This window comes from Natronosalvus sp. KLKA75, from assembly GCF_059736265.1.
Genome location: NZ_CM185522.1, coordinates 2,213,389 through 2,226,070, shown reverse-complemented (window position 1 = coordinate 2,226,070; position 12,682 = coordinate 2,213,389). Strand labels below are relative to the sequence as shown.

The following is a 12,682-nucleotide window of genomic DNA, read 5'->3' as shown; positions in this document are numbered from 1 at the left end:
GACGACGAGCCCTAACGTGATAAAAATGTATAACGTCTGCCGGTTCCGGCCGAGCTTCTACTGTACTCCGATCCTACAGTTCGTTCAACTTCCGGAGTAACTGCCCGCGGTACTCCTCGTCGCTCCGGACGCCCTTGAGCTCCAGGACGTTTCGCTCGAGTTTGTCCAAGGCGACGCGGAACGAGTTCTCCGCACCGTAGCCCTCGCCGGAGCCGGCGACCTGCGATTTGTTCGTCCGGAGGCGGATCTGACACTGGATCAGGGGTGTGCCGCGGAGCTTCTCCTTGTGCTCGTGGAATCGGACGTGGGCGTGGTGGACCTGCATGTCCGCGTACTTATCAGAGACCTGTTCGATGCTCTGGACGATGGACTCCCGGGAGATGGTGTCCATGAGCGAGATGTTCGTAATCTGGACGTCCATGTGCTCTTCCTCGGTGAACGTCAGCGCCCGGAGCACGTCGGTCTTGGTGACGACGCCGTCGATGAGGCGATCGTCGTCCGTCGGCGTGACGACGAGCCCGGCGTAATCGTCCTCGAGCATGGTTTCGACGGCCTCTCGGGCGGTCTTGTCGGCCGTCGTGGTGACCACGGGGCTGTTCATGATGTCGTAGATCGGGACGTCGAGCATCCGCTGGTTGTCGCCGACGCGGTCGCCGGTCGTCATGCGCTCGTTCTCCCGGATGACGAAGTCGGCGATGTCGTGGGTCGTCACGACGCCGGTCAGGTAGCCGTTCTCGTTGACCACGGGGAGTCGAGAGATGCCGTGTTCTCGGAGGTGATTGATCGCCTTGCCGACGCCGTCGTCCTCCGCGAGCGTGATCGGGTCGGTGGTGTAGATGTCGCCGACGGTGATCGCGTCGAGGTTCTCGAGGACGGCGGTGAGCAGGTCGTCCTCGGTGATGACGCCCCAGAGGTTGTCGCCCTCGAACACCGGCGCGACCTTGGTGTTGCCCTCGACGAGCATGCGGGCGACCTCCCGGACGTCCTCGTGCCGATCGACTTTCGGCGCCGGGTCGTTGCGACTCGGCTTGATCAACGCTGCCACCTTGGCGTCGTCTTCGACGTGTGACTGGAGTACCTCGCGTTCGCTGATCACGCCAGCGTACTCTCCGTCGTCGGTTACGATCAGGCCCTTGGGGTTGCCGTCCTCGAAGGTCGAACGGACTTTCCCCATTCGCGTCCCGACGTCGACCTCGATGTACTCCGTGGTGGCGATATCGGCGATATTCATCGTTCCACCTGCCCCTTCTCTCGCTGGACTATTTAACGTACCGCCCGCCCATGTAACCCGTGACTACCTGGTGTTTTTATGTACCGCCATCCTGGTCGTGACATGGCTCGAGACATTTCCGTCTTCGGTCGGTACACCTACCTCGCGACGGAGATTTTCTGGGGTGCCGTCGCGTTCGTATTGCTGCGACGGGTCGGTGCGCTCAAACGAGCCGCCGTGACCATCCTCGCGCTGTACCCAATTGCCTATTTCTGGGACTGGTACACGCTCGAGGTCGGCGTCTTCGACATCCAGTTGCGAACGGGCTACGAGGTCGGCGGCATCCCGATCGAGGAACACCTGTTCATGGCCGTCGTCCCTGGCCTGGTCATCGCGTTTCACGAGACGATTTTTGGCTCGAGTGCGGCCACCCGTCTCGAGGACAACCCATCGTCAGCCGAGCGGTAGTCCGCACGTCGTCGCGAACGACCGCCTCGGCGCGACCTATCTGGCCAGACGACACTCACAATCGGTAGTTAGTTACTGTCGTTCGTGGAGGTACACCTGTACCCATGAGCAGACGCGGTCGTCGCCTCGAGCGGACGAAGTCCTACAGCGAGCGCCAGACGAACAGAGCGAATTTGAACCTCACGTCGCTCGTGATGACCGCGGTTCTGATCGGTGCGCTCGTTCTCGCGGGCGTCGTGCTCGCCCCGCAGGTCATCGCGTTCGTCCAGGACGAACTCGGGCCCTCCGTCGAGCCACCGGAACCGGGCGACCGAAATCCGCCCGTCACCGATCCCGACGACCCCGGCCGGTCGAGCTACGAAACCGATACTGAACGGGTCGACTCGAGCGTCGTCGAGGACCGGGTTCACGAACTCATCAACGAGCGACGCGCCGAACACGGCCTCGAGCCGCTCGCGTGGGACGGGACGGTCGCCTCGGTGTCCCGCGCGCACAGTCGAGACATGCACGCGGACGATCGGTTCGCCCACGTCAACGCCGACGGCGAGTCGCCATACGACCGATTCGGCGACGTCGCCGACTACTGCCGAGCGTATGGGGAGAACATCGCGCTCACGAGCGTCGGGACGACGGTCGAACGCTCTCACGACGGCGAACACGTCGAGTACCAGACCGCGGACGAACTCGCCGAAGGGCTCGTCGAGCAGTGGATGCATTCCGACGAACACCGGGCGACAATTCTCGAGGAGAGCGACGAGATCGAGGGCTGGGACCGGGGCGGCGTCGGCGTCTACATCGACGACGACGGGCGGGTGTTCGCGACCCATAACTTCTGTACGGTGCGCAAACCGTTCGACTGGTAACACCTTCGTCGTCGATACTTCACATACTCTTAAGTTCTGCTCGTGGAAGCCGACGGCATGAGCCACCAGTCGGACCGCGACGTTCGTACCATCGTACGAGGGGTCGTCGGCACCGCGCGAGAGCGAGAGATAACGTTCCTCGCCGCCGGATTCGCCTACTACGCGTTCGTCTCGCTCTTTCCGATGATCGTGCTGGCGCTCGTCGTCGGCACCCTCGTCGGCGGCCAGCAGGTCGCGGAGGATTTGGTCATGCTAGCCGGCGATTTCCTCCCCGACGCCGGCGAGGACCTCGTGCTCGAGGCGCTCACTGCCGAGTCAGGACGAACCGAGGCAACCGTCGTCGCCCTCGCCGTCTCGACGTGGGGCGCGCTGAAGGTTTTCCGCGGGCTGAGCCTCGCGTTCGACCGCGTCTACGACACTGTCGCCGAAAACTCCCTGCTCGAGCAGATTCGCGACGGGATCACGGTCATCCTGACCATCGTCCTCGCGCTCTTGCTCATGATCCTCGTCGGGGCGGTGATCGGCCTCCTCGCCGGGCGGGTTCCCTACGTCGGGGTCCTCAGCTGGCTCGGCTTGCTCCTGGGGCTCGTCCTGGTGTTCCTGCCGCTTTACTACGTGTTGCCCCCGATTCCCGTCGACATTCGTGAGGTGATTCCGGGCGCGTTCTTCGCAGCGATCGGCTGGGTACTCCTCCAGGCCGGCTTCCAGCTCTACGCCGCGAACGCCGGGCAGTACGAAGCCTACGGAGCGATCGGCGCCATCCTGTTGTTCGTCACTTGGCTCTACTTCGCCGGCATCCTGATCCTGCTGGGGGCAGTCATCAACGTGGTGATGTCTCGACCGCGACTCGTCCCGACGTAGCCGCGACCGCAGGCTCAACAGGCTCAACAGGCGAACGAGAGGCGAGTTTCGTCCCCCTCGAACGGGGAAAATTTATGCCGACTCGAGCGCCAGACGTGAGCGATGAGCGAGCACGACGGCGCGGACGACGACTCGGGGGAGCAGGGGGCCGAAAGCGAAGACGACGACCCAGGGGAGCAGAGGGGCAAAAGGGAACACGAGGGACCTGGCGGCGGGCCGAAACGGGTCGTCTCGAACACGAGCGTCGACGACATTCTCAATTCGCTGAACGAGACGAACGCCGGCGACTCGAGCCCTCGACCGACTGGCGATACTTGCGCTCAGTCCGGGCCGTCCGCTAACTCGAGGGGGCAACTCGAGGACGAGGCGACCCTCGAGGAGGACGAAGAAGCCGAAGAAGCGGGTGCGGAGAACGCCGACGGAAACGGTGGAGAATCCGAACAGGCCCAGACCGCCGAAGGGGCCGATGGAGAAACGGAACCCGAGCAAGCACACCACGACGAACCGACCGAGAATACCCCGACCCCGGACGACCTCTCGAGTCGCATCGAACACGGAACCGTGACGGGCGCCGACGTCCGGGCCGCCGAAGCCGGCGAGGGTCGCGAGCGAACCCCCGATATCGACGAAATCGACCTCTCGCTCGACGACATCGAGACAAGCCAGGCGTCCGAATCCGCGGCGGTCGGGACGACGGCATCGCCCCCTTCCGACCGGGTCGACGACGCTGCTTCCTCGAGCGACGAAGCCGACGACCAGGCGGACTCGAGTGGACTGCTCGCTCGCCTACGCGACCTGTTCTCGGGGTGAGTCGACGTCCGCGGGTCGCGCGGCCTTCGAGATTTTCATTCAGGAACGCTCGACTGTCGCCTCCAATTCGTCGCCCTCGATTGTTGTTTTCGTCTGTTACCTCCGACTCATCGCGTCGGCTCGTCGCTCTCGATTCCCTATGCAACCGTATCACACCGTTCGGCTCGTACGAACCGTTAGGTTCCTCGAGCGACGACGTCGACCATGACGCGAATCGCACTGGTGTGCGTCCAGAACGCCGGCCGTAGTCAGATGGCGACCGCCTACGCCGAACGGGAGCGTGCGGTCCGCGGCCTCAAGAACGAGGTCGAGATCCTTTCCGGCGGAACCCGTCCGGCCGACGAGGTCCACGACGAAGTGCAAGAGGCCATGACCGAGGAGGGCTTCGACCTCGCCGGGCGGACGCCGACGTCTATCAGCACCGACGAACTCGAGTCCTGTGACGTCGTGGCGACGATGGGCTGTTCGACGCTCGACCTCGACGCGGAGGTCGACGTTCGCGACTGGGACCTCAAGGATCCTCACGGGAAAGCACCCGAGCGAGTGCACGAGATTCGCGAGGACGTCCGACGACGGGTCACCGCGCTGTTCGACGAACTCGAGTCGGGGCGGGATCTCGAGCCCGTCACGGAGTAGGTGCAAAAGCTCTGTTGAACCCTCTCTGATAGGTTTGTACTGCTGTGCTGTATTCAGAGAATATTACCGGTGGGGTAGCTGCACACCTCACGTGCGTTTACCGGTGCGGGTAACCATCCACCCCACGTGCGTACTGACCGTGCCATAGTATCGATTTATTATGTCACACGTGAAGCACTCAGATATCGAATCGCCAGTAGGTTCTCAGGCTTCTTCGGGTTCCTCTTGAATGAGCGCCATCCAAAACCCCTCGATTTCCTGGACGAATTCGATATAATCCTCTGGTTCAACTGGCTTTTGGACAAAGTGATTCACATCGAGCCCCTTCGATTTGAAAATGTCCGCTCCAACCTCCGAACTCGTGAGGACAACAACCGGGATCTCACGGAGTGAGGGTTCGTTCTTCAGTTCAGCTAGGACGTCCGTACCACTTCTTCCAGGTAACTTCGGTTCGAGCAGGATGAGGTCAGGACGCGGTTCGTCTGCATACTCTCCTCGCTGATTGACGAAATCGAGGGCTGCGTCGGCATCAGCGACGGTGTAGAGACTATTCTTGAGTTTCGCATCTTTGAACGATTCCGTAAAGAGGCGGGTATCCCCGGGATTTGGTTCGACCAGTAATATGGTTACCAGCCTCCCCTCGTGCTCACTGTCTGAAGCCATTGTAGATGATTTTAGACGAACAGTGAAAAGGCTGCGGCCAATTGGCATCGATCTGTGATTTCCCTGTATTAACCGCTCACCACGACGAAGCTCGAGCAAACTCTCGTGCCGCATTCGCGCTGTGCGTTCAGCACGCGACCCCTGTCAGGGTCGAAGAGTTTCGACAGAGGCGTGCAAAAACATCGGCAAGCGCGTAGCAACTATTCACGACCCAGCGTGTGAAACTCCTCGTTCGGGCGCATGTCCGCGAGCTGGGCCATCCGGTTCGAGAGGTTGAAAAACGCCGCTACCGAGCCGATGTCCCAGATCGCCTCGCGGCTGAACCCGTGGTCCTCGAGGCGCTCCAGGTCCGCCTCCTCGACGGTCGCCTGGTCGGTCGTAAGCGCGACCGCCAGGTTGAGCATCGCCCGGTGGCGGTCACTGACGTCGGCGTTCCGGTAGTTCGAGATGAGCTGATCGGCCAGCAGCGGATCGTCTCCGTAGAGGCGAACGAGCGCGCCGTGGGCCGTGTTGCAGTAGTAGCAGTCGTTAGCGCCGCTGACGGCCACGATGATCATCTCAATCTCGAAGCGCGTGAGTTCGGTGTCCTCGACCAGGGCATCGTAGTACTGGAAGAACGCCCGGAAGTGGGAGGGTCGGTAGGCGTAGGCGAGGAACACGTTCGGCGTGAAGCCGGCGCGTTCGGTCTCCTCTTCGATACGCTCACGGAGGTCATCGGGCAGGTCTTCGACGTCCGGTACTGGAAATCGCGTCATCGGATCGACGTTAGCCATGGTCTCGAGGACGGGCGCCTCGAGGAAAACGTTCCGGGTCCGCTGAGTCCGAGTCGTCAGGATGGTACCTCGAGCGCTCTCGATCATCGAACACCCCGAGCCGATCATTCGGAAACACGAGTCGGATCGAGAGGAAGGTTCAGAAAGATTATGCCACGGCTGTACGTGCCCTCGAGTAGAAGTAAATGTACCAACTCGGCCACTACGGCGTCGCCTTGCTCCTCTACGCACCCGTCGCCGTCTGGCTCGGTCTCGCCGGCGAGGAGTTCGTCGCCCTCCTGGGGGCCGTCATCTGTCTCTCCTTCTCGACGCTTCCGGACTGCGACCACAGCCTGCCGTTCGTCGCCCACCGGGGGATCACCCACACGATTGGGTTCGTCCTCCTGGTCCCGGCCGTAGTCGCCGGCGTAGCGTACGCGGCCCTCGAGGTGACGATGGGATCGCCCGATCCGACCGCCGTGGGGTTCGTCTACGGCGTTACCGCACTGTCGCTCGGCTCACACCTGCTGGCCGACGCGCTGACGCCGATGGGAGTCACTCCCTTCTGGCCACTCTCCTCGTACCACGTCTCGCTCCGGGTTACGACTGCGAAGAATCCGATCGCCAACTACGCCCTGTTCGCGCTCGGAATCGCCGCGAGCGTTGCGTCGATCGTCGTCGTGACGGGTGGCTGGTAGCCGATCCGGCAGGACAGATTCGTCGAGTCGGTTGTTCTGGTGCTCGGACTCGTCGACGATCGGTGACGCCCTCTCCTCGTCGACCCCCGACACCTTTCACCGCGGTTGTCGGAGTACACGCGGGATGAGCGCCTACGAAATCGCGTTGATCGTCGTCGCCTTCGCCATAGTGGGCGCTGTGTTGCTCCCGCGGTTTCTGACGGACAAACCGCTCTCGCTCCCGATGATCTACGTCGGGTTCGGCGCGGCCCTGTTCTGGCTCGTCCCCGGATTTCCGACGCTCGATCCGGTCGCCAACTCCGGCGTGACGGAACGACTCACCGAACTCGTCGTGATCGTCGCGCTGATGGGGGCCGGGTTGAAAATCGACCGCCCGTTCGACGTGCTGGGGTGGGGATCGACCTGGCGACTCCTCGCGATCACCATGCCGGTGTCGATCGCGCTGCTGGCCGTTCTCGGATGGTACGTCGCCGGACTGCTCGTCCCGACGGCGATTCTCCTCGGCGCGGTTCTCGCGCCGACCGACCCCGTTCTGGCGTCGGACGTCGAGTCCGGCGCCCCGCTCACCGAACTCGAGGAGGAACGATCGGACGAGCACGAGTGGGGATCCGTTCGATTCTCGCTCACGTCGGAGGCGGGTCTCAACGACGGGCTGGCTTTTCCGTTCACGTACCTCGCGATTGCGACCGCGTCAGCGAGTACGGCCGGGTACGGCTGGCTGGCCGACTGGTTCCTGGTCGACGTGCTGTACAGGATCGGCGCGGGACTCGTCGTGGGATACGTCGTGGGACACGTCATGGCCCGGGTGGTGTTCTACGCGCCGTCGCTGTCGCGGCGAGAGGAAGTGATGGCCGGATCGGAGGCGCTCGCGGCGACGCTCTTCGCCTACGGCCTGGCCGAGTTGCTCGGCGGATACGGATTCATCGCCGTGTTCGTCGCTGCCCTCGAGCTCCGCCGGTTCGAGTGGGAACACGACTACTACCAACACCTGCACGACTTCGCCGCTATCGTCGAACGGCTCCTCATGGCGACGGTGCTGGTGTTGTTCGGTGGCGCGATTGCGGGCGGGCTACTGACGCCGCTGACGTGGGATGGCGCAGCGCTCGGCCTCGCTTTCCTGTTCGTGATCCGTCCCCTCGCTGGCAGTATCGCCTTTCTCGGCTCCGACGCACCGACGGCCGACCGCGCCGTCGTCTCGTTCTTCGGCATTCGCGGTATCGGCTCGTTTTACTACCTGTCCTTCGCGCTGGCCCACGCGTCGTTCGAGGAACTCGAGTTGCTCATCGCCGCGGAGTGGTTGTGGGCCTTCGTCGGCTTCGTCGTCCTCGTCTCGGTGTTCGTTCACGGGTTCGCGGCCAGTCCCGTGATGCGGGCCGTAGACGAACGCCGCCCCGCGGATGGATAGTGGCAATCTCGAGCGTCGGTTTCACGCCCTCGTTCCGCGTATCCATCCCGTGTCCCGAGGAGCGTGCGCCCACGATCCACCGCTTTGCCGGTGGCGACTCACTCGAGGCTGACACTCTCGGCCAGGAGTTCGTGAGATCGCAATACGTCTTCGTGATCGGCGACGAGATTCTGGACCATCACCTCGGAGACGCCGACGCGGTCGGTCAGTTGCTCGAGGAGCCCCGCCAGCGTGTCCGGATCGCCCGAAATCGCCCGCGGCCACTGTCCGTCCTGGAGTTCTGCCGGCGTTGGCTCTGGTACCCCACCGAGCTCCGAAATCGCCGTCTCGACCGACGGCATCGAGCCGACGACGCCGCGTTGCATCCGTTTGTAGGAGGCTTCCGCGGTCGCTCGCAGACGGGCCGCCTCCCGATCGGTCTCGGCGCACGCGGCGTTGATCGCCAGTATTCCGTGGGGGTTGTCGGGTCCGGCACCGATCGAGGAGGGCTCGAACGCGTCCCGGTAGACCTCGAACGCGCGTTCGGCCAACGTCGGCCTGATGAACGCCGCGAAGCAGTAGCGGAGGCCCAGTTCGCCCGCGATCTTCGCGCTCGAGGGACTCGAGCCGAGCACCCAGAGGTCGGGCGGACCGGCGCCGGATCGCGCCAGGGTGAGGTCGGCGTAGGCGTGGTCGTCCCCGAACCCGTCGTAGAGGTGGTTCGCGACGGCCTCGATCTTCTCGGCGTGGTCGCGGTCGGGATTCTCGCTCACCCGCGAGGTCTGGAGTGCACTGTCGGCGGCTGGGATTCCGGTCGCGCGGCCGAGGCCGAGGTCGATCCGGTCGGGGGCGAGCGAATCGAGGACGCCGAACGCCTCGGCGACCTTGAACGGGCTGTAGTGATTGAGCAGGACCGTTCCGGACCCGAGCCTGATCTCCTCGGTTCGGGCAGCGAGGTGGCCGATCAAAACCTCGGGGGTTGTCCCTGCGATGGAATCGGCCATCCCGTGGTGTTCGGCGACCCAGAACCGCTCGTAGCCCACTCGTTCGGCCAGCTTCGCGAGTGAGACCGTGTTTTCGTAGGCGTCGGTTGCCGTCTCTCCCTCGCGAATGGGCGAGAGGTCGACGATGGAGAGGTCCATGTCTCGAGGCTAGCGAGCGCGGTGGAAAAGGGTTCTCGAGGCGGAAATCCGGACGTGCCAGACTCGGACGTTCGGACGCTCGGACGCTCGAAGTTCGAACGTTCGTCTACGGAAACGGCGAGAACGGCGCGAATCAACTCGAGCGCGGCACACCGGACCGTCCACCTCGAAGCTCCCTTCGACTCACCCAGGCGCCGGCGAGGAGCGTCACGATCAGGGCCCCCGCGGCGAGCACGTAGAGCAGATCGAGCGCCGGCGAGACGGTCATCACGGACTCGCGGCTAAGGAACAGCGTCACCGCGGTCAGCACGACGCCGGAACCGATCGCCACGCGAGGGAGCCGGCCCTCGAGAACGGCGCGGCCGACGACCGTCGCCAGCACGACGGCCCCGACGAGCGTCAGGAGCAACACCATCTGGATCGTCAGGGTCGTGGGCGTGTTCTGCGAAATGAACAGCGGGCTCAGGATCACCTGGGCCGGGACCGTGAGGGCCGCGACGACGAGCGCGGCGACGAGGTGTCGACCCTCGAGACGGTGTCCCAGGGCGATGACGAGCGCAAGGACGAAGCAGACGAAGATCACGATGGCCGTCCAGAAGTGGAGGTTGAGGATTTCGTACTCGTAGGTGAGGACGGTCTCTCGGCCGAGCAGTACCTGGATCGGCGTCAACAGGGCGCCGGTGACGACGAGGCCCGTGATCCGTCGGTCGACGGCCTCGTCGAAGAACCCGACGAGCGCGGAGGCGACGATGGCGAACCCGGCGAACATCGCAACGAGACGGTGGAACCACTCCCAGAAGCTCGGCCGTCCCTGCGGGAGCAGGTTCAGGAAGCCGCCGTCACAGACCGGCCAGTTGGCGTCACAGGCCAGTCCGGAACCGGTCGTTCGCGTGGCGACGCCGAGAACGATCGTTCCCGCCACGAGCGCGACCGTCACGGTGAGCAGGGCGGAGAACCCCCGTCGACCGAGGTCGATCGGCAATCGCGAGGAATCGGACGTGTGAGTATCGTACGACACGGTCTCTAAGCGGAGGTTGGGTGCGCCCGTATTTGAATCGTCCGCGTTCGTCCCACCGCGTGGGAACCGGGCCGAACGTCATCGACGCGGCGCGTCAGCGACACCGAGACGCGCCCTTCGTCGGATTCAAGAACCCGCCACCCGACCCACCGGCATGGAAAAACTCGAGCGACTGGACGCACTTCTCGAGGCGAAGGACCTGGCGTCGGTCTGGTTCGCCCGCCCGAACTCGTTCGCGTGGCTGAGCGGCGGTAGTTCGGTCGTCGACCGCGAGGGCGACCTCGGCGTCGGAGCCCTCGGCTACGACGGCGACGAGGTGACGCTGCTGGCCGACATCATCGAGATCGACCGTCTCTACGAGGAAGAACTGCTCGACCTCGAGGCCGCAGGTGTATCGGTAACCCGGGAATCGTTCCCCTGGTACGAACGCTCGCTCGTCGAGGCGATTGCCGAACGCGTGGAGGGCCAAGCAGCCGCGGACGTCGACGTCCCCGGCCTCGAGCGCTTCGACCCCGCAAGGGTTCGCCAGCCCTTGACGGCGACCGACCGCGAGCGTTACCGCGACCTCGGCCGGGAGACGGCGGCGGCCGTCGAGGCCGTCTGCCGGGAGCTCCAGCCCGACGACACGGAAGACGAGGTCACCGCGGCGCTCACGGTTTCGCTCGCCGCCCGCAACATCGAGGCCCCGGTCGTCCTCGTGGGTGGCTCTGAGCGCGCGCAGAAATACCGCCACTACACCCCCAAATCTGCCGAGTTCGGCGACTACGCGCTCGTCTCGGTGACCACCCAGCGCCACGGCCTGCACGCCAGTTGCACCCGCGCCGTCGCCTTCGACCCGCCGGAGTGGCTCGAAGAGCGCCACCGTCACGCCGCCCGGGTCGAGACGACGGCGCTGGCCGCGACCCGGGACGCTGCCGCGGCGGGCGGCACCGCCGCCGACGTCTTCGCCGAGATTCGGGCAGCCTACGACGCCCTCGGCCACGCTGGCGAGTGGGAACGCCACCACCAGGGGGGCGCCGCCGGCTTCGCAGGCCGCGAGTGGATCGCGACGCCAGACCACGAGGCGCCCGTGACCGCGCCGATGGCTTATGCCTGGAATCCGACCGTCCAGGGTGCCAAGAGCGAGGACACCGTCCTGGTCTCGGACAATGGTTTCGAGACGCTGACGGACGCCGGAACTGGAAACGGTACCGACGACGACTGGCCGACCGTCAAGGCCGAGGCAATCGGCGAGTACGACCTCGAACTCGAGCGGCCTGCGGTGCTCGGTCTCGAGTGAGTTGCGTCCGGTTCTGATTTCGATTTCGCTCTCGAGTGACCTTTAACTGGCTTTCCTCTCGAGCAAGTAGCCTCGCGCTTCGACGCAGATTCAGGTCATTATTCGCCGAACTACCGGCTCGGGCAACGCCTCGAACAGCCACGCGACCAGCCGCCAGCGCCGGGTGACGTAGACGTGCGAGCGTTCCCGACGGATCGCTCGAGCGATCTGTGCGGCCGCCGTCTCCGGCGAACTGACCCAGAACGGGTCGTCTGCGAGCATGAGGTCGGTGTCGACGAACCCGGGTTCGACTGTCGTGATCGTCACGTCGGCCGACCGTTTCGATTGCCGATACCGGAGTCCCTCGAGGTACGTCGAGACGAAGGCCTTCGAAGCGTTGTAGGCAGGCGAACTGGGGTTCCCGAACCGGGAGGCTACCGACGAGATGCCAACGAGGTGGCCGTCGCGCTCGCTCTCGAACGCCTGGCGGCTCTCGAAGTGCTCCATCGCCGCTGTCGCCAGCGCGGTGAATCCCCGGACGTTGACGTCGATCGTCTCCCGTTCGTGGTCCCACTCGAGACCGTGATTAGGGCCACCGACGCCGGCGCTGAGGACGACGAGGTCGACCGGGGGCATGGCCTCGATCAACTGGTCGAAGCCGGCCCTGGCGTCCTTGACGTCGGTGACGTCCATCGTCGCGACGTAGGCGCTCGTCGGCAGGGATTCGCCGATCGACGACAGCCGTTCGGTTCGCCTCGCCGCGAGGCCGAGTTCGTACCCTTCCGCGGCGAGTTCGCGGGCGAGCGCTTCTCCGATACCGGAGGAGGCGCCGACGACGATCGCCCCTCGAGTCGTGGACATGGGCGTGCATTCGGCGTAGAGGGTATAGTCGTGTTGACTCGAGCGGTCACTGACCAAC

14 protein-coding genes are annotated in these 12,682 nt (G+C 64.5%); 8 read left to right on the top strand and 6 right to left on the bottom strand.

Going from position 1 to position 12,682, the window contains the following annotated elements; translation table 11 throughout:
- Positions 1-73: 73 nt before the first annotated feature.
- Positions 74-1,231, bottom strand: a complete 1,158-nt coding sequence (locus AC6I65_RS10735) for a CBS domain-containing protein (protein WP_497901890.1) — start codon at positions 1,229-1,231, stop codon at positions 74-76.
- A 102-nt stretch (positions 1,232-1,333) separates the two neighbouring features.
- Here AC6I65_RS10735 and AC6I65_RS10730 point away from each other — a divergent pair, with 102 nt between their 5' ends.
- The 5 genes from AC6I65_RS10730 (at position 1,334) to AC6I65_RS10710 (ending at position 4,848) form a co-directional block, all read left to right on the top strand.
- A complete protein-coding gene (locus AC6I65_RS10730; RefSeq protein ID WP_497901889.1) occupies positions 1,334-1,678 on the top strand; it encodes a lycopene cyclase domain-containing protein in 345 nt (114 codons plus the stop codon).
- Between the two features lie 104 nt (positions 1,679-1,782).
- Entirely contained in the window at positions 1,783-2,541 is a 759-nt protein-coding gene (locus AC6I65_RS10725; protein ID WP_497901888.1) for a CAP domain-containing protein, read from the top strand.
- A gap of 57 nt (positions 2,542-2,598) precedes the next feature.
- On the top strand, positions 2,599-3,402 hold the full coding sequence (locus tag AC6I65_RS10720) for a YihY/virulence factor BrkB family protein (RefSeq protein ID WP_497901887.1): 804 nt from the start codon (positions 2,599-2,601) through the stop codon (positions 3,400-3,402).
- A gap of 102 nt (positions 3,403-3,504) precedes the next feature.
- A complete protein-coding gene (locus tag AC6I65_RS10715; RefSeq protein ID WP_497901886.1) occupies positions 3,505-4,212 on the top strand; it encodes a hypothetical protein in 708 nt (235 codons plus the stop codon).
- 204 nt (positions 4,213-4,416) lie between these two features.
- Positions 4,417-4,848: an arsenate-mycothiol transferase ArsC gene (locus AC6I65_RS10710; RefSeq protein WP_497901885.1), complete on the top strand. Its 432-nt coding sequence runs from the start codon at positions 4,417-4,419 to the stop codon at positions 4,846-4,848.
- A 204-nt stretch (positions 4,849-5,052) separates the two neighbouring features.
- On the opposite strand, the gene AC6I65_RS10705 is transcribed toward AC6I65_RS10710, so the two are convergent.
- The gene (locus tag AC6I65_RS10705; protein ID WP_497901884.1) at positions 5,053-5,511 is read right to left on the bottom strand and encodes a response regulator; all 459 of its coding nucleotides are present in this window, start codon (positions 5,509-5,511) and stop codon (positions 5,053-5,055) included.
- 200 nt (positions 5,512-5,711) lie between these two features.
- Positions 5,712-6,284 (bottom strand): peroxidase-related enzyme, encoded by a 573-nt coding sequence (locus tag AC6I65_RS10700; protein WP_497901883.1) that lies wholly within the window; start codon positions 6,282-6,284, stop codon positions 5,712-5,714.
- A 185-nt stretch (positions 6,285-6,469) separates the two neighbouring features.
- Here AC6I65_RS10700 and AC6I65_RS10695 point away from each other — a divergent pair, with 185 nt between their 5' ends.
- Both AC6I65_RS10695 and AC6I65_RS10690 read left to right on the top strand, forming a co-directional pair.
- On the top strand, positions 6,470-6,961 hold the full coding sequence (locus AC6I65_RS10695; RefSeq protein WP_497901882.1) for a metal-dependent hydrolase: 492 nt from the start codon (positions 6,470-6,472) through the stop codon (positions 6,959-6,961).
- Between the two features lie 124 nt (positions 6,962-7,085).
- A complete protein-coding gene (locus tag AC6I65_RS10690; protein WP_497901881.1) occupies positions 7,086-8,366 on the top strand; it encodes a cation:proton antiporter in 1,281 nt (426 codons plus the stop codon).
- 98 nt (positions 8,367-8,464) lie between these two features.
- Here AC6I65_RS10690 and AC6I65_RS10685 read toward each other — a convergent pair whose 3' ends face one another.
- Both AC6I65_RS10685 and AC6I65_RS10680 read right to left on the bottom strand, forming a co-directional pair.
- Entirely contained in the window at positions 8,465-9,487 is a 1,023-nt protein-coding gene (locus AC6I65_RS10685) for an LLM class flavin-dependent oxidoreductase (protein ID WP_497901880.1), read from the bottom strand.
- A 133-nt stretch (positions 9,488-9,620) separates the two neighbouring features.
- Positions 9,621-10,505, bottom strand: a complete 885-nt coding sequence (locus tag AC6I65_RS10680; RefSeq protein WP_497901879.1) for a COX15/CtaA family protein — start codon at positions 10,503-10,505, stop codon at positions 9,621-9,623.
- A gap of 154 nt (positions 10,506-10,659) precedes the next feature.
- Between AC6I65_RS10680 and AC6I65_RS10675 the strand changes: the two genes are divergently transcribed.
- Positions 10,660-11,784 carry a M24 family metallopeptidase gene (locus tag AC6I65_RS10675; RefSeq protein WP_497901878.1) on the top strand — a complete coding sequence of 375 codons (1,125 nt, stop codon included), beginning with the start codon at positions 10,660-10,662 and terminating at the stop codon, positions 11,782-11,784.
- 90 nt (positions 11,785-11,874) lie between these two features.
- Here AC6I65_RS10675 and AC6I65_RS10670 read toward each other — a convergent pair whose 3' ends face one another.
- Positions 11,875-12,624, bottom strand: coding sequence for an SDR family NAD(P)-dependent oxidoreductase (locus AC6I65_RS10670; protein ID WP_497901877.1), 750 nt, complete (start codon positions 12,622-12,624; stop codon positions 11,875-11,877).
- Positions 12,625-12,682: the final 58 nt, after the last annotated feature.